This is a genomic window from Reyranella sp. (assembly GCF_965249915.1).
In the GTDB taxonomy this organism is placed as follows: domain Bacteria; phylum Pseudomonadota; class Alphaproteobacteria; order Reyranellales; family Reyranellaceae; genus Reyranella.
The window spans coordinates 1,927,088-1,943,161 of sequence record NZ_OZ252257.1 but is presented as its reverse complement, the minus strand read 5'-3'; the positions used below and the strand labels follow the sequence as shown (position 1 = coordinate 1,943,161).

The following is a 16,074-nucleotide window of genomic DNA, read 5'->3' as shown; positions in this document are numbered from 1 at the left end:
GTCACTCACCCTTGTTTCGCCGCCAAGATAGATGGCCTCGGCATCTTTACATGATGCAGATCGATCTTGCTCCAGCTTCCGCGCGCCGATTGCGGTTTCCCCGGCCCGGCAACACCATAGAATGACGACGTCAAAATCAATGAAGATGAATAGGGAAGGACACACATGCCCAGAATAGTGGGTCGCCGCGTCGTCGCGGCAGCTGCGGTGATGGCCACGGCCGTCACCGCCGTATTTGCCTCGCCCGAGGCGATCGCGCAGGGGACCTATCCGGACAAGCCGATCCGCATGGTCATCGCCTTCGCGGCCGGCGGACCGACCGACGTGGTCGGACGCCTGCTGGCGCCGCGGGTGTCCGAAATCCTGGGCCAGCAGGTCGTGGTCGAGAACAAGCCGGGTGCCACCGGCAATATCGGCACCGCGATGGTCGCCGACGCCAAACCCGATGGCTACACGATCCTGTTCAGCGCCTCGACCATGGCCATGGCGCCGGCGCTCTACGGCAAGCAGCTCGGCTACGATCCGGTGAACGGGCTTTCCGCCATCGCCTATGTCGCCAGCGTGCCGCTTATCCTTCTGGCGCCGATGGACGGCGCGAAGAGCACACCGGAACTCGTCGGCATGCTGCGCAAGGATCCCGGCAAGTATTCCTACGCCTCGTCGGGCAATGGCGGGATGATCCATCTCGCCAGCTACCTGTTCGCCACGCGGGCGGGCGGTGACGCGCTGCATGTGCCTTATCGCGGCTCGGCCCCCGGCATGGTCGACATGATCGCCGGCCGGCACGGCTTCCAGATCGATACGCTGCAATCGAGCAAGGGCTTCATCGACGGCGGCAAGGTGCGCGTGTTGGGCGTCGCCTCCGACAAGCGGCTCAAGCAGCTACCCGATGTCCCGACGATCAGGGAGTCCGCGGGCTTCGACTATGCCATCAACACCTGGTACGCGGTCTATGCGCCGGCCAAGACGCCGCGCCCGATCATCGACCGGCTGAACGCCGCCTTCAACCAGGCCCTGAAGCAGCCCGACATGGTGAAGAAGGCCGACGAGCTCGCCATCGAACTGGTCGAATCGACCCCCGAACAGGCCAAGAAGTTCTATGATGAGCAGATGGCCTTCTGGGATCCCATCATCAAGCAATCCGGCGCCAAGCCGGAATAGCGATCGCAAGCAAAGAGTAAACGGAGAGTGTGATGATCAAGTTCTATTACAACATGGCGCCGAACCCGATGAAGGTGGCGCTCTGCCTCGAAGAGATGGGCCTGCCGTACGAGTTGGTGCCGGTCGATACCCGCAAGGGCGAGCAGCATGCTCCCGAATACCTGGCGATCAATCCCAATGCCAAGGTTCCGGCCATCGTCGATGGCGACGAGACGGTGTTCGACAGCAACGCCATCCTGCTCTACCTCGGCGAAAAGACGGGCAAGTTCATGCCGCCCAAGAAGGGCGAGATGCTGTCCTGGCTGATGTTCGTGGCGACGGGCATCGGGCCTTACTCCGGCCAGGCCGTTCACTTCCGAAACTTCGCCCCCGAGCCCAAGGAATACGCCGTCAACCGCTACACGTTCGAGGCGCAGCGTCACTGGGGCATCCTCGACGCCCGTCTCGGCAAGCAGCAATTCATGTGCGGCGACAGTTTCAGCATCGTCGACATGGCGGTGTGGGGCTGGTCGCGCCTGATCCCCTTCGTGCTCGGGGCCGAGGCGCCGAAGCAGTTCCCCAACGTCCAGCGTCACCTTGCCGAGATCAACGCGCGCCCGGCGGCGGTTCGGGCGCTCGCGCTGAAGGACAAGCACAGCTTCAAGGCGGAGATGGACGAGGCGGCGAAACTCGCGATGTTCCCGCACCTCGGCAAGAAGGTCGCCTGACCCCGGATTGTCTCTCGACATCGGCACGCGCCGGGCGCAAATCGGTTCGATGACCGAATCGAGCGTACCGGCGCTGCCGGCCGGATTTCGTGCGCAGCAGATCGCCACGAAAGGTGCAGACATCCACGTGTGGGTGGGCGGCAAGGGACCCGCGGTCCTGCTGCTTCACGGCTACGGCGAGACCAGTGAGATGTGGGGGCCGATGGCCGCCGCGCTGATGGCCAAGCGAACGGTGATTGCGCCGGATCTGCGCGGGCTTGGCCTCTCGTCCAAGCCCGACTCCGGCTACGACAAGGCAACCCAGGCGCAGGACATCCGAACGGTCCTGCAGACGCTCGGTGCGGGGCGCACCGAGATCGTCGCGCACGACATCGGCAACATGGTCGCCTACGCCTATGCCGCGCAGTATCGCAACGACGTGGCCAAGCTCGTCGTCATCGATGCGCCGCTGCCCGGCATCGGCCCGTGGGAGCAGATCCTGCGCAGCCCGCTGCTCTGGCACTTCAATTTCCGCGGCCCCGATGCCGAGCGGCTGGTCGAGGGACGCGAGCGCATCTACCTCGACCGCTTCTGGAACGAGTTCTCCGCCGATCCGGCGAAGTTCGGCGAGGCGGCGCGCGAGTTCTACGCCGCGCGCTACGCCCAGCCCGGCGGCATGCGCGCCGGCTTCGCCCAGTTCGCGGCCTTCGCCCAGGACGAGATCGACAACAAGCGGTTCGCCGAGACCAAGCTCGCCATGCCGGTGCTGGCGCTGGGCGGCGAGAAGTCGTTCGGACCGACGATGGCCGCCGTGATGCGCTTCGTTGCCAGCGACGTGACGGAAGGCATCGTGCCGAACGCCGGGCACTGGATCATGGAAGAGAATCCCGACGCGACCGTCGCCCTCGTGACGAAGTTCTTCGGCGTATGAAGGGCGCTCTTCTCGCGACCGCGCTGACGCTGTTTGCGACCGCCGCGCTGGCCGATCCGCCGGTCCAGCAACGCAAGCCGCCGGCCGAGTTCGATTTCTCGACCGCCGCGTCGGCCGGGGCGGGCACCTCGGGCATCGCCGCGATCCAGACGATCGTGCTCAAGGGCGATCCGACCAAGCCCGGCCTCTACACGATCATGCTGCGCATCCCGGCCAACACCCGGATCGCCGCCCATACGCACCCCGACGACCGCATCGGCACGGTGATCTCCGGCACCTGGTACTTCGGCTACGGCAAGGTCTTCGATGCCGCCGCGCTGAAGGCCCTGCCGCCGGGCAGCTTCTACACGGAACCCCCGTCCGACCCGCACTTCGCGGAGACGCGCGAAAGTCCGGTGGTGCTGCAGATCACGGGCTACGGGCCGACCGGCACCACCTACTGAGCTACATCATCCCGGGCGCGCCGAGATCGGTGCCGTCGATCATGCGGCTGTAGCGGAAGGGCGTGGGATCGACGATCGGCGGGTCGCCGGCGATGAGGTCGGCGGCCAGCCGACCCGCGCCGGGACCGATGCCGAAGCCGTGGCCGGTGTAGCCGGTCGAGAGGAAGAGGCCGGGCAGGGGATTGACGGCGGAGATGACGGGGATGCCGTCGGGCGTCGAATCGATCAGGCCGCCCCAGGCGTGTGCCACCTTCAGGCCCTTCAGCGCCGGATAGTGATCTGCGAGGCGCGTGAGGCCGCGCTCGACCAGCAGCGGATCGGCGGCGGGATCGAGCGTGCGCTGGCGTTCGAACGGCGATTCCAGATCGAACGACCAGTTGGCGAAGGATTCAGGTCCTTCGAGGAAGGAGGGGCCGACGCCGAAGGTGAGGCCGGCGCGGCGCTTCCTGAAGGTCGGCCAGAACTGTCGGGCATAGATCAGGCCCTGTGGCGACAGCTCGACGAGGCCGCGGCCGCCCAGTCCGACCGTGTAGCCGCCGTCGAGGCGGCGGCGGATCGTGACGTCGGGCATCGACAGGCCGCCGCCGGTGACCTCGGGCGCCGCCATCGTGGCGAAGGAGGTCGAGCGCACGCTGGCCTGGGCCAGGCGCAGATTGTGGCGGCGGCAGAAGAGGGAGCTCCAGGCACCGCCGGCCAGAAGCACGGTCCGGGTGCGGATGGTCCCATGCTCGGTGATGACGCCGGCGACCTTGCCGGCTTCGATGTCGAGCCCGCGCGCCGCACAATTCTGGTGAAGCGTGGCCCCGAGCTTGCGTGCGGCCTCGGCGATGGCGGGCCCGGCCAGCGACGGCTCGGCGCGGCCGTCGGTCGGCGAATGGACGCCGCCGATCCACTGGCCGGTGCTGCCGGGCGTGAGCTCCTTGGCCTCGGCGCCGCTCAGCACTCGGCTGTGCATCTGGTACTCGCGTGCCTTGAGGGTCCATTCCTCCCACTGCGCGAAGTCTTCCGGGCGATCCGTGACATAGGTGAGGCCGGTGCGGCGAAAGCCGGTCTCGGCGCCCAGCTCACGGGACAGCTCGCCCCAGATCTCCAGGCTCTTCATGGCGAGCGGCAGTTCGCGCAGGTCGCGATGCTGCTGGCGGCACCAGCCCCAGTTCCGGCTGGTCTGCTCGCCACCGATCACGCCCTTGTCGAGTAGCGCGACTCGGTGACCGCGTTTCGCCAGCCAATAGGCGGCGGTGCTGCCCGCGATGCCGGCGCCGATCACCACGATCTCGGCGGAAGGAGGGAGCTTTTCGTCGCTGACGACGGGTTGGACGGGTGGGGACATCGGCTTCCTGGGGCTGTACGCGCTGCGGAACAGTGTATCGCACGCTTTACGCGCCGGAACCCGGCGCGGTACCTTCCGGACCCTAAAAGGAGCCCCCAATGGACCTGACGTTCGGCAAGGAAGAACTCGCCTTCCAACAGGAAGTACGCGACTGGCTGAAGGAGAACCTGACGCCCGAGATCCAGGGCGAGATCAAGGTCGGCCGAAACGCCTACATGCCGAAGGAGCGGCTGATCGACTGGCAGAAGCGGCTGGCCAAGAAGGGCTGGCTCTGCACCGGCTGGCCCAAGGAATTCGGCGGCCCGGGCTTCACGACGACGCAGAAGTACATCTTCGAGATGGAGATGGCGAAGGCCGGCGCGCCCGGCACCTCGCCGTTCGGCCCCAAGATGTGCGCGCCCGTGATCATGAAATACGGCTCGGCCGAGCAGAAGGCGCGCCACCTGCCGCCGATGCTGAACTCCGACCTGATCTGGTGCCAGGGCTATTCCGAGCCGGGCTCGGGCTCCGACCTCGCCTCGCTGCGCACCAAGGCGGTGCGCGAGGGCGACTTCTACATCGTCAACGGCCAGAAGACCTGGACGACGCTCGCCCAGACCGCCGACTGGATCTTCTGCCTGGTGCGCACCTCCAACGAGGGCAAGCCGCAGGAGGGCATCTCCTTCCTGCTGATCGACATGAAGACACCGGGCATCTCGGTCGAGCCGATCATCACCGCCGACGGCAACCGTGCCGGCACGCAGGAAGTGAACTCGGTCTTCTTCACCGACGTGAAGGTGCCGGTCGAGAATCGCGTGGGCGAGGAGAACAAGGGCTGGACCTACGCCAAGTACCTGCTCGAGTTCGAGCGCGGCGGCAATCCCTACAGCCCGCGCCTGCGCTCGGGCTTCGAGCGGCTGAAGCGGCTGGCGCAGTCGATGCCGGAAGGCGACGATTCGATCATGGCCGACTCCGCCTGGCGCGAGAAACTCGCGCGCATGGACATCGAGATCTCCGGCCTCGAGATGTTCGAGCAGGAGTTCTATTCCAAGCTGGCATCCGGCCAGAATCCGGGCCCGCTCTCGTCGATGATCAAGCTGCGCGGCACCGAGGTGATGCAGCAGGTTCAGGAATACGCCGTGGAGGCCGCGGGCTACTACAGCCAGCCGTTCCCCGAGCAGCGCGCCTGGAACGCCAATGTCGAGCCGATCGGGCCCGAGGGCGCCGACGTGCTGGCGCCGCGCTACTTCAACGGCCGCAAGATGACGATCTACGGCGGCTCGTCGGAAGTGCAGCGCGGGATCATGTCGAAAGTGATGCTGGGGCTTTAAACAGTGTCGTCCTGAGCGAAGAAGCGAAGGACCTCACGGAACGATCACAGTACCCTGTCGAAGTGTTAGATCCTTCGCTTCGCTCAGGATGACAAGATAGGGCAAGGAAATGCGTCTAGCCTTCAGCGATCAGGAACTGGCCTTCCAGCAGGAAGTGCGCGAGTGGATCAGCGCCAACATGCCGCCGGAAGTGGCGGAAGAAAGCCGCCGCAGCCGCACCAGCCATGTCTCCAAGGAGCGGCTGGTCCAGTGGCAGAAGAAGCTGGCGAGCAAGGGCTGGCTCTGCCCGAACTGGCCCAAGGAATATGGCGGCACGGGCTGGACCTCGACCCAGAAGTTCATCTTCGAGATGGAAATGGCGCGCGCCGATTCGCCCTATCTCTCGTCGTTCAGCATCAAGATGGTGGCACCCGTCCTGATGAAGTTCGGCAGCGAGGCGCAGAAGAAGCGCTTCCTGCCCAAGATCGCCGCGGCCGAGGAGCTGTGGTGCCAGGGCTATTCCGAACCGGGCTCGGGGTCCGATCTCGCCAGCTTGCGCACCAGGGCCGAGCGGCAGGGTGACCACTACGTCGTGAACGGCCAGAAGATCTGGACGACCAACGCGCATTTCGCCGACTGGATCTTCTGCCTCGTCCGCACCTCCAACGAGGGCAAGCGCCAGGAGGGCATCTCCTTCCTGCTGATCGACATGAAGACGCCGGGCATCACGCTCGATCCGATCTACATGGTCGACGGCACGCGCACGCCGATGCGGCATGAGATCAACCAGGTGTTCTTCACCGACGTGAAGGTGCCGGTCGAGAACCTCGTCGGTGAGGAGAACAAGGGCTGGACCTACGCCAAGTACCTGCTCGAATTCGAGCGCGGCGGCCAGGCCTTCGGCCCGCGGCTGCGCAAGGCCTTCCGCCATCTGCAGACCCTGTCGAAGACCCAAATGACCGGCGGCGAGCCGCTGTCGGCCAATCCGAGCTGGCGCGAAAAGATGGCTGCGCTCGAGATGGAGATCGACGCCGTCGAGATGAACGAGCTGATGTTCTATTCGAGCCTCAAGACCGGCGACGCGCCGGGCAACATGGGCTCGGTCGTGAAGATGCGCGGCACCGAGGTCGGCCAGAAGGTGACCGAGCTCGCGGTCGAGGCGGTCGCCTGGTACGGCACGCCGTTCACCGAGCTGCGGAACTACGACAGCAACATCGTGCCGGTGGGCGGTGAGTATGTCGACGACGTCTCGCCGCGCTACTTCAACACCCGCAAGACCACGATCTACGGCGGCTCGTCGGAAGTGCAGCGCAACGTCCTGGCCAAGGCGATGCTCGGCCTCTGAGTCGAGCGGCACGTGAGCGGCCCGAAGAAGGCGATCTTCTACGCGATCCTGGCGGCCATCGTGCTGGTCGCGCTGGAGATCGGCTCTTCGGCGTTCCTCTACGCCGTCAACAAGGACAGGATTGCCGCTCTGCCGGGGCCGCCGTCGGAGCCGGCGCTTCTGCTCGCGTTGCGCACGGGCCTGAGCTGGCTGCTGCCCGGATCGTTTCCCGATCCGGCGACCTACCGGCGCATGACGCGGCTGCCGGCGGGCTTCTTCGCCGAGGATGCCGAGCAGGGGTATCGCGCCAACCCCGGGCGATACATCTTCCGCTACAGCGGCATGCGGCAGGGAAAGGTCGAGCATCTCGACGCGGTCGTGACGATCAAACCTGACGGAACGAGGTTCACGGGCCACGCGCCCGCCGCTGCGGCGCGCAGGATCTTCGTGCTGGGCGATTCCTACGTGTTCGGCGACGGCGTCAACGACCAGCAGACCTTCGCTTTCCTGCTGCAAACGGAATTTCCCGGCGCCTCCGTGCAGCTCCATGCACTGGCCGGATACTCCTGGGCCAATGCGCTGGTGACGATGCAGCGGATCAAGGACCAGATCCGCCCCGGCGACGTCGTCATCCTGGGCTATGCGCAGTACTACAAGGAACGCCATGTCGCCGCGCCCGCCCGGCTGCGCAGCATCCGCGACTGGATGGCCTCGACTTTCCCCGAGGTCGACCTCGACCCGAAGGACAGGGTGATCCGGGCCCGGCTCGACACGAGCAACCGGCTGGCCCTCGACACGATCCCGATGCACTGCAAGTTCGATCCGGCCTATTGCGCCGGGCGGGAGCCCGCTCCCGACTATGTGGACAGGGTGTCGAGCGAACTCCTGCGGGCGATTGCGGTGAGCACCGCCGAGAAGATCCATCTCCTGCACATGTTCGGCGCGAAGAATGATCCGGTGCTGCAGAACCTGCCCGGCAATGTCGAGATCGTTGCCGCCACCCCGCAGGACTTCAGCTACGTCATGCAGGACAACATCATGGGCCTCGACGATCATGGCGGGCCCTATTGGCACTACGCCATGTACTCGAAGCTGAGGCCGGTCATCGCCGCACGGCAATGACGCCTTCGCTGCGCGCCCGGACTTCCGGTGTCGCCAGGCAGGAAGCCAGCGCCTCGTGGCCCGGCGTGCCGGGGTAGGGCGCGACGCGGAACGGCGGCGCATGGTTGGCCGGGCAGAAGAGGACCATCTCGTCGGGGCCGAGCGCATCGAGATCGAGGATCGAACTGGAGCGCGTCATCACGAACAGCGGCGGCGCGCCGCGACCACGTCGGCGCAGATGGGCGATCACCGCTTCCTGCGTCGCCCTGTCGAGGCCCTGTTCGACGAGGTCGACGACGACGGGCCGGGATGCTTCGAGGCCGGTGAGAAGCGCCCTGAGGGCCGGCGTATCGGTGGCGCCGTCCTGTATGAGCAGGCCGACCGTCAGCTCGATCTTCGACTGAAGCGCTCGATCGGCCGCGCGATCGAGGCCGAGGAAGACACCGTCGAGTTCGTCGGCAATCCGCATCGCCAGCCGGGTCTTGCCGCTGCCCAGGGGGCCGGTGATATAGGTGAGGGGACGGATGTCGCGCAGTTCGAAACGCTCGCCGCCCCATGGCCAGGGAAGCTCGAACGCGAGGTGGAGCCCGGGCGTCGGGACCAGCGTGCGCGCGAGGTCGGATGCGGTCGGCGCGCCGCCGCGCGCGAGGTCGCCACGCAGGGCACGCACGCCCTCCAGCGCCGCGACCACCTCGCGCAGACGCGCCTCGAGCGTCGCCTCGTGGCCGGCCAGCGCCGGCTCCAGGCCGCTTGCATCGCCTTTCAGGAGGCGCGCCACCTGCGCGAGGCTGAAGCCCAGTGCCCGCAGGGCGACGATCTCGGCGGCGCGCTCCAGGTCCGCCGGCCCATAGGCCCGCCAGCCTGCGTCCGAGCGGACGGGCGCGAGCAGGCCGCGCTGCTCGTAGAGGCGCAGTGCCTTGGTGGAGATGCCGAGACGCCGGGCGGCGTCGGATGCGTTCAGGAATTGGCTCACGATCGACCTCGTCTGATGTTGACCGTTCGCCTTATGAGGGCGGTCCCTGGGGCCGGGTCAATATGCTTTTCCAGGCACGCTCATTCCTTCGTCATGGCAGGACGGCGTAGTCTCGGTCTCGGATGACGGAGGAAAGCGCATGGACTACCGCAATCTCGGCCGTGCCGGCCTGAAAGTCTCGGAGATCTGCCTGGGCACCATGACGTTCGGCAACGGCGCCGACCAGGAGGGCGCCACCGCGATGGTGAACGCCGCGCTGGATGCGGGCGTCACCTTCTTCGACACGGCCAATTCCTATGTCGGCGGCACATCCGAGACGATGCTGGGCGTGGCGCTGAAGGGCCGGCGAGCCGACGCCATCGTCGCCTCGAAGTTCTTCAATCCGATGGGTGGCCGGCCCAACGATTCGGGCATGTCGCGGCTGCACATCAAGCAGCAGATCGAAGGCTCGCTGAAGCGCCTGCAGACCGACTACATCGACGTCTACTACATCCATCACGTCGACCATCAGACGCCGCTCGAGGAGATGCTGCGCGCCCTCGACGATCTCGTGCGCGACGGCAAGATCCTCTACACGGCCTGCTCGAATTTCGAAGCCTGGCGCCTGATGGAGGCGCTGTGGATCAGCGACACCAGGGGCTGGGAGCGTTTCGCGGCCTACCAGCCGCAATACAGCCTCGTGGTGCGCGACATCGACGAGGAGATCGTGCCGGCGCTGCAGCTGAAGGGGCTGGGTTGCGTGGCCTGGTCGCCGCTCGGCAGCGGCTATCTCACCGGCAAATACACGCCGGTCAACCTGAAGGTCCAGGGCAGCCGCTCGGCCGAGGGCTGGGGCTTCCAGAGCAAATTCTTCGCGCCCAACCACGGCGAGATCCTGCAGACGCTGATCGACACGGCAAAGCAGCTGGGCAAGCCGCCCGCCGAGGTCGCATTGCGCTGGGTGATGGATCAGCCCTTCATGACCAGCGCCATCGTCGGCGCCCGCAATGTGGAGCAGCTCGGCGAGACGCTGAAGGCGGGCGGGTGGCGTCTTCCGCAGGACGCGTTGGCGAAGCTGAACGAGGTCTCCGCCCAGCCGCATAAATACCCGCGCGCCTTCGAAGACCCGATGCCGGCGCGGCGTGCGGCCGCGTTGAAGATGCCGGGCCGACCGGACCGATAGCGCGGTGACCGAGCCGGGGCTTTCCGAGGTCAGCGCTCGCGCGCGTCCTCGCGCCGGCGGCTTTCGAGTGGCCAGTTGCGTTCGCTACGGTACTGAACGTTGCTGACGTTCGGCCAGAGCGGCTTTGCCATGTATATCCCCCGATCGACCCTTTGCGGGTTCGTGTCGCCAAGGTGACGACCACCGCTTACGGACGCCTGACGCCGGAGCGCGACGACAGCTTTTCTCGATCGGACGTTCGCAGTCGTCCGCCTGCCATGCGGCAGAGGCCGCCGCCGCCGGAGGAGCCAGGGATCGGGCCCCGATCCACGCCGACTGTCTATCTGTCAGTCGCGTTCCGGTTCGACGCGTGACGGATCCTCGGTATCGAGGCGGACATACTCGCTCTTGCCGGGTGTAATGGTCATCAGCGTGATGCCGTCGGGATAGTGGAAGCGGTGCCAGATGCCGGCCGGCACGATCGCCATCTTGCCCCGATCGACATCGATGGATCGCGTGCCGCTCGCCTCGAAGAGCTGCAGCGTCGCGCTGCCTTCGAGGATGTAGACGAGTTCGTCGCCGTCGGGATGACGCTCCCAGGCGCCGCGGCCGGCGGATTTGTTGGCGAAGATCGTGGCGTCGCGATAGGCGGCGAGTCTTGTCGACGAGCCTTTGCGCTCGGCCGGCGTGGATGCGGGCGTGCGGCCTTCGAAGCGCTTGAGCTTCGCCAGTTCCGCCGCGACGTCGATCAATACCAAGGTGCTCTCTCCTGCAATTGCTCTTGCGGGCTACAGAAGCGCGACATCGTTGTGGTTTTGTGACGTCGTCGGTTCGCCGGGCTCGTCACGCTTGTCGCGTTGCCGGAGGCACGTTAAGCCAAGGGCGGCGGGGGTGATCGCAACTCTGTTCGAGGGGCAGGAGCCTGATGGAAAGCGTCTTTCTGGGTGTAACAGTTGCCGCTGCCGCGGCCGCCGCCGGCATCGTGGCCTTGCTGACGAGGAACCGGCCGGGCAGGAACCGCTCGCTGCTGGCGGCCCTGGCGGCGGTGATCGTGGGAGGCGCCGCGATCGCCGCGCGTCCGGCCATCGAGCTGCACTATTTCAATACCAACGAGGACTATGCCTGGTCGCAGATCCGCAGCGAAATCCTGAAGCGCTATCCGCCGGTCGGCGACATGTTCGCGCTCGACGCCACCATCGAGGCTGACCTGCGCAAGCACCTCGTGCCGGTCTTTCGGGCGCATCGTGCGAACATGCGGGATCCCTCGACCCTGCAGGATGTCGCCAAGGCGACCATGGCGGTCTTTCGCGCGAAGATCGTGCCGGTCGCGGTCAAGGGCTCCGACGAGGCGATCGTCGCCTGGGGCGACAAGACGGTGCCCACGCTGCAAGCCTTCAAGAGCGCCTCGCCGGACGCCTGCGGCGATTATGCGATGACCGGCGTCAATCGGGTCTCGAACAACCCCACGCTCGATGCCGCACTCTCCGACAGCCAGCGCGCCGTGATCGCGGCCTACAAGTCGAGCAAGCCGGACAACAGGATGCCGACGGCGGAAGAGCTGGGCGCCGCCTACGAGCAGGCGCGCACACTGGCAGAGCCACCCTTCAGCGACGCCGACCTGCGCGCCTTCCAGGACCTGAGGAGTCAGTCCAAGGCCCGCCAGTGCGATATGATGCTCCGCCTGTTCAGAGCCATCGACCGCCTGCCGGCAAATCAGAAGGCCGCGATCTATCGCTCGATCATGGCGGACAGCTGAAGGCGACCTACTCGATCGCCACCAATCGTCCGTCGCGCACCTGGCAGAGGCCGCGATCCGACGTCGAGGGCCGGCCGGCGAGGGCGAGCACATCCGGCACGTAGATCGGGCGGTTGTTGGCGAAGCCCGCCGTCGCGACGAGGCGCACCTGCTTGCCCGCCTCGGCCTGCGAATAGACGACCGTCACGCCGTTGATCAGGGCGAATTCGTCCGGCCAGGCGAGGCGCAGCACCGCGACGGAACGGCCGCGCTCGTCACGGGCGGTCCAGCGCTCGACCTTGGGCGGCGCGCTGGGCTTGCCGACGCCCTGATGGACGGTGCCGTCGAGCGTGATGCCGGTCTGGGTCATCTGCCCGAGGGGCAGCATCGTGTTGATCTCCTCGCCGTTCTGGCCGACCCAGATTTCCAGATGCGGCTGGTGGATCCACGAGCCGCCCGACGGCGCGGTGGCAGGGACGGGATCGAAGACCTGCACGATCAGCGTGTTGCTGCCCAGGCCGATCGTCCTGATCTCGGCCGTCTGGCCGGCGGGCGCGGGCTTGCCCCAGACCATGAAGCCATTGTCTCCAGCCGTCGTCATGCCGGGCACGCAATTGCCGAGCGCGGTGCCAGCCGGAATCGCAGCCTTGCCGGGCAGGCCCGGCGCCACCACCGGATAGGCCCCGACCGTCTCCGCATCGATTCGCGCCGCGAAGGTCTGTGGCGGCTTGGGCCAGGACGGACAGCCGACGCCGAGATCGCGCCGTGTGCTGTCCTTGGCCAGCGCCCGCACGAGGCGCGTGCGGTAGTCGATGTCGGTCAGCGTGCCGCTCTGCTCGGAGACATTGTGGTAGCTGCAGTCCTGTTCGGTCAGGGCGCGGAAGGGCGCCAGCGAGTAGGTGATATCCATCGACCAGCGCCAGGCCGAGCCGCCAGACTGGCGATGGACGAGGCGGTTGGGGCCGACCTCGACTTCGTCCTCGCCGACACCGGCCATGCCGTAGCCGTCGTTACAGAGCTGCAGGACCTGCTTCGGCGGCGCGGTGCCGTCCAGCACCCAGTATTCGACGCCGCCGTCGCGTGCGTTGCCGGCGAGGCAGCCTTCATCCTGGTCCTTGGGCTTGTCCGCGAGCCCAAGGTGTATCGCGACGACCGCAAGCGGCGCGCCTGCGGGCGACTTGCCGGCATCGAATGTCTTGCCGACCTTGCAGCTCGTGCGTTGACCGCAAATTGCCGCCGTCTGCGCGGAATCGGGGCCGGCGACTGCCGCGACGGGAAGCAACAGAAGTCCGGCGGCAAGGAGCAGGGGCTTCATCGAGGTCAGCCCGCCAGCACGTTCTCGCCGACGATCTGCGTACGATGCATCAGGCGGCGCAGGCTCTCGTCGAACGCATCGCGGCGGTGCATGACGCAGCGATTGTCCCACATCACCAGGTCGCCGGCCCGCCACTTCTGGTACCAGGCGAATTTCTCCTGCGTGGCATGGGCCCAGATCGCGTCGAGCAGCGCCTCGCTTTCCTCGACCTCGAGCCCATGGATATAGGCGCCGGGACGACGGCCGAGGAACAATGCCTTGCGGCCCGTGACGGGATGCAGGCGGACCAGGGGATGCACGGCGCCGGGCGTATGGCGCACGTCGATCGTGCGCTGGAATCCTTTGCGCAGTTCGCCGGCGGAGTTGCGGCTGGAATCGTGGATGCAGGTCTTGCCCTCGATCGCGCGTTTCAACTCGGGCGACAGGGTTTCGTACGCCGCATACATGTTGAGGAAGCCGGTGTTGCCGCCGTCGGCGGGAACCTCCAGCGCATAAAGCAGCGACGCCCGCGGCGGCAGCGCGTTGTAGGACATGTCGGTGTGCCAGACGAGTTCGTAGTTGCCGAGGCTGCCGACGGCCTTGCCGTCCTTCTTGACGCTGGCGATCACCGCCACCCATTCGCGGGCCTCGTCGATCACGTCCGAATCGGCGCGGTCGAGGCTGGCGGCGGCCACGGGCACCCGGTCGAGTTCACCAAAGCGCGCGCTGAACGTCATCAGCATGCGGTCATCGAGCTTCTGGCCCGAAAAGCGCAGCACCAGATGCTTCCCCCAGGCGTCGGCGATGCGGGCAAAGACCTCGTCGCTGACTGGCTGGGAAAGGTCGACACCGTGGACGTCGGCAGCGAGCGCCGCACCCGTCGGCTGGATCCACAATTCGCTCATCGGGTTCGCTCCTTCATCCATGCATGGTGAGACCACCGGAGACGCTGATCGTCTGCCCGGTGATGAAACTCGCATCGTCGCTCGCCAGGAAGCAGACCGCGCCCGGGATATCCTCGGGCTGGCCGACGCGCTTCATCGGGATCGCGCCGACCAGGGCCGCGCGCACCTTCTGGCCGCGCTCGTCGTCGCCGGCGACGGCGGCCAGCAGCGGCGTATCGGTCGGGCCGGGGCAGACGGCGTTCAGGGTGATGCCCTTGCGCGCGACCTCGCGCGCGACCGTCTTGGTGAAGGCGATGATGCCGCCCTTGCAGGCGGAATAGACGGCTTCCTGGGAGGAGCCGACCCGGCCCGCGTCCGAGGCGATGTTGACGATACGACCACTGCCGCGCGCCACCATGCCCTTCAGAACGACGTGGCTCATGTTGAGCGGTCCGCGCAGGTTGATGGCGATCAGCTGGTCCCACAGCTCGGGCGTGGTATCGACGAAATTCGCGAAACGGTCCCAGCCGGCATTGTTCACGAGGATGTCGGTCGGGCCTGCCTTGGCTTCGAAGTCGGCGATGGCCGCGCCGACTGCCTGATAGTCGGCAATGTCGACGCCCGAAGCGTATCCCTCGATCTCGTCAGCGACTTTCCTCGCGCCCTCGAGGTTCTTGTCGAACACCCCGACCCGCGCGCCGTAGCCCGCGAAGCGCCGGCAGATGGCGCTGCCGATGGCGCCGGCACCGCCCGTGACGATGACGTTCTTTCCGTCCAGTCCGCGCATCTTTCTGCCCTTTGTCATCCTGAGCGCAGCGAAGGATCTCCCCTTCGATACGCACCAGGTTTTTTGCGGTCAGTGTCTGATCGTTCCGTGAGGTCCTTCGCTGCGCTCAGGACGACAACTAGATCGGCGAATACGGATCGAACTTCGGCTTGCGCTTCTCCAGGTGGGAGGCGAGGCCTTCCTTCACGTCCGGTCCCAGGAAGCCCAGCATCTCGAGGCCGAGCGACGTGTCGAAGGTCGGGCCCATCATGCGCAGCCAGTTGTTCAGCGCGTACTTGGTGAAGCGGATCGAGGTCTGGGCCCCTTCGGCGAGCTTGGTCGCGACCTCCAGCCCCTTGGCTTCGAGCTGGTCGTCCTCGACACAGAGCGACACCAGGCCGATGCGCTCGGCTTCCTCGCCGTCGACGGCCTCGCAGAGCAGGAGATAGTACTTCGCCTTGGCCATGCCGCAGAGCAGGGGCCAGACGATGCAGGCATGATCGCCGGCGGCAACGCCGAGGCGGGTGTGGCCGTCGATGATCTTGGCCTTCTTCGAGGCGATCGAGACGTCGGCCAGGATGCCGGCGACGAGGCCCGCGCCGACCGCCGGTCCGCGTATCGTGCTGACGATCGGCTTGGAGCAGTTGATGACGTTGTAGACGATGTCGCGCGCTTCCTTCCAGGTGCGCAGCAGCGCGTTATGGTCCCGGATGTTGTTTTCGATGATGTCGAAATCGCCGCCGGCCGAAAACACCTTGCCGCCCGCGCCCTGGATGATGACGCAATTGACCGTGTCGTCGCCGTCGATGTCGCGCCACACGTCGACCAGCTCGCGATGCATGATCGCGTCCGTCGCATTGTACTTCTCGGGCCGGTTCATCGTGACCCGCAGCACCTTGGGGTGAGGGCGGTCGAACAGCAGGCGCTGGTAGCGATTTTGCCAGTCGGACATTGGTTTCCTCCGTTGCCCGCGAGGTTAGCACCGCTCGCGCGGATCGTGGAATGGCATGCTGATT

The 16,074-nt window shown here is 66.4% G+C and carries 16 protein-coding genes; 9 read left to right on the top strand and 7 right to left on the bottom strand.

The features are described 5' to 3' along the window. The first annotated feature begins 165 nt into the window (after window positions 1–165). Genes ACP15H_RS09760 through ACP15H_RS09745 form a run of 4 tightly spaced genes read left to right on the top strand, consistent with a single transcriptional unit; the run spans window position 166 to window position 3,221 of the window. Entirely contained in the window at window positions 166–1,161 is a 996-nt protein-coding gene (locus tag ACP15H_RS09760; protein ID WP_425066000.1) for a Bug family tripartite tricarboxylate transporter substrate binding protein, read from the top strand. Window positions 1,162–1,193: 32 nt separating this feature from the next. After that, entirely contained in the window at window positions 1,194–1,868 is a 675-nt protein-coding gene (locus ACP15H_RS09755) for a glutathione S-transferase family protein (protein WP_425065999.1), read from the top strand. A 49-nt stretch (window positions 1,869–1,917) separates the two neighbouring features. Further along, the gene (locus ACP15H_RS09750; protein ID WP_425065998.1) at window positions 1,918–2,778 is read left to right on the top strand and encodes an alpha/beta fold hydrolase; all 861 of its coding nucleotides are present in this window, start codon (window positions 1,918–1,920) and stop codon (window positions 2,776–2,778) included. Next, complete coding sequence (locus ACP15H_RS09745) at window positions 2,775–3,221, top strand: cupin domain-containing protein (RefSeq protein WP_425065997.1); 447 nt, start codon at window positions 2,775–2,777, stop codon at window positions 3,219–3,221. Before ACP15H_RS09750 ends, ACP15H_RS09745 begins: the two co-directional genes overlap by 4 nt. Window position 3,222: 1 nt before the next feature. On the opposite strand, the gene ACP15H_RS09740 is transcribed toward ACP15H_RS09745, so the two are convergent. Then, window positions 3,223–4,551 (bottom strand): NAD(P)/FAD-dependent oxidoreductase, encoded by a 1,329-nt coding sequence (locus tag ACP15H_RS09740; protein ID WP_425065996.1) that lies wholly within the window; start codon window positions 4,549–4,551, stop codon window positions 3,223–3,225. Window positions 4,552–4,649: 98 nt separating this feature from the next. On the opposite strand from ACP15H_RS09740, the gene ACP15H_RS09735 reads away from it, so the two are divergent. The 3 genes from ACP15H_RS09735 (at window position 4,650) to ACP15H_RS09725 (ending at window position 8,286) form a co-directional block, all read left to right on the top strand. Next, window positions 4,650–5,861 carry an acyl-CoA dehydrogenase family protein gene (locus ACP15H_RS09735; protein WP_425065995.1) on the top strand — a complete coding sequence of 404 codons (1,212 nt, stop codon included), beginning with the start codon at window positions 4,650–4,652 and terminating at the stop codon, window positions 5,859–5,861. Window positions 5,862–5,970: 109 nt separating this feature from the next. Continuing rightward, window positions 5,971–7,185 carry an acyl-CoA dehydrogenase family protein gene (locus ACP15H_RS09730; RefSeq protein WP_425065994.1) on the top strand — a complete coding sequence of 405 codons (1,215 nt, stop codon included), beginning with the start codon at window positions 5,971–5,973 and terminating at the stop codon, window positions 7,183–7,185. A 12-nt stretch (window positions 7,186–7,197) separates the two neighbouring features. Then, a complete protein-coding gene (locus ACP15H_RS09725; RefSeq protein ID WP_425065993.1) occupies window positions 7,198–8,286 on the top strand; it encodes a hypothetical protein in 1,089 nt (362 codons plus the stop codon). Here the strand turns inward: ACP15H_RS09725 and ACP15H_RS09720 are convergent. Beyond that, window positions 8,267–9,238, bottom strand: coding sequence for a MerR family transcriptional regulator (locus ACP15H_RS09720; protein ID WP_425065992.1), 972 nt, complete (start codon window positions 9,236–9,238; stop codon window positions 8,267–8,269). The two genes, ACP15H_RS09725 and ACP15H_RS09720, sit on opposite strands and share 20 nt — an antisense overlap. A gap of 139 nt (window positions 9,239–9,377) precedes the next feature. Between ACP15H_RS09720 and ACP15H_RS09715 the strand changes: the two genes are divergently transcribed. Next, window positions 9,378–10,400, top strand: coding sequence for an aldo/keto reductase (locus ACP15H_RS09715; protein WP_425065991.1), 1,023 nt, complete (start codon window positions 9,378–9,380; stop codon window positions 10,398–10,400). A 326-nt stretch (window positions 10,401–10,726) separates the two neighbouring features. Here ACP15H_RS09715 and ACP15H_RS09710 read toward each other — a convergent pair whose 3' ends face one another. Further along, window positions 10,727–11,137, bottom strand: coding sequence for a cupin domain-containing protein (locus tag ACP15H_RS09710; RefSeq protein WP_425065990.1), 411 nt, complete (start codon window positions 11,135–11,137; stop codon window positions 10,727–10,729). A gap of 167 nt (window positions 11,138–11,304) precedes the next feature. Here ACP15H_RS09710 and ACP15H_RS09705 point away from each other — a divergent pair, with 167 nt between their 5' ends. Then, window positions 11,305–12,135, top strand: a complete 831-nt coding sequence (locus ACP15H_RS09705; protein WP_425065989.1) for a hypothetical protein — start codon at window positions 11,305–11,307, stop codon at window positions 12,133–12,135. A gap of 7 nt (window positions 12,136–12,142) precedes the next feature. Here ACP15H_RS09705 and ACP15H_RS09700 read toward each other — a convergent pair whose 3' ends face one another. The 4 genes from ACP15H_RS09700 to ACP15H_RS09685 all read right to left on the bottom strand — a co-directional run bounded on the left by ACP15H_RS09700 (window position 12,143) and on the right by ACP15H_RS09685 (window position 16,010). Continuing rightward, entirely contained in the window at window positions 12,143–13,429 is a 1,287-nt protein-coding gene (locus ACP15H_RS09700) for a hypothetical protein (protein ID WP_425065988.1), read from the bottom strand. Window positions 13,430–13,434: 5 nt separating this feature from the next. Then, a complete protein-coding gene (locus ACP15H_RS09695) occupies window positions 13,435–14,313 on the bottom strand; it encodes a TauD/TfdA dioxygenase family protein (protein WP_425065987.1) in 879 nt (292 codons plus the stop codon). Between the two features lie 13 nt (window positions 14,314–14,326). Continuing rightward, window positions 14,327–15,079, bottom strand: coding sequence for an SDR family oxidoreductase (locus tag ACP15H_RS09690; RefSeq protein ID WP_425069877.1), 753 nt, complete (start codon window positions 15,077–15,079; stop codon window positions 14,327–14,329). A 118-nt stretch (window positions 15,080–15,197) separates the two neighbouring features. Next, window positions 15,198–16,010 carry an enoyl-CoA hydratase/isomerase family protein gene (locus tag ACP15H_RS09685; RefSeq protein WP_425065986.1) on the bottom strand — a complete coding sequence of 271 codons (813 nt, stop codon included), beginning with the start codon at window positions 16,008–16,010 and terminating at the stop codon, window positions 15,198–15,200. Window positions 16,011–16,074: the final 64 nt, after the last annotated feature.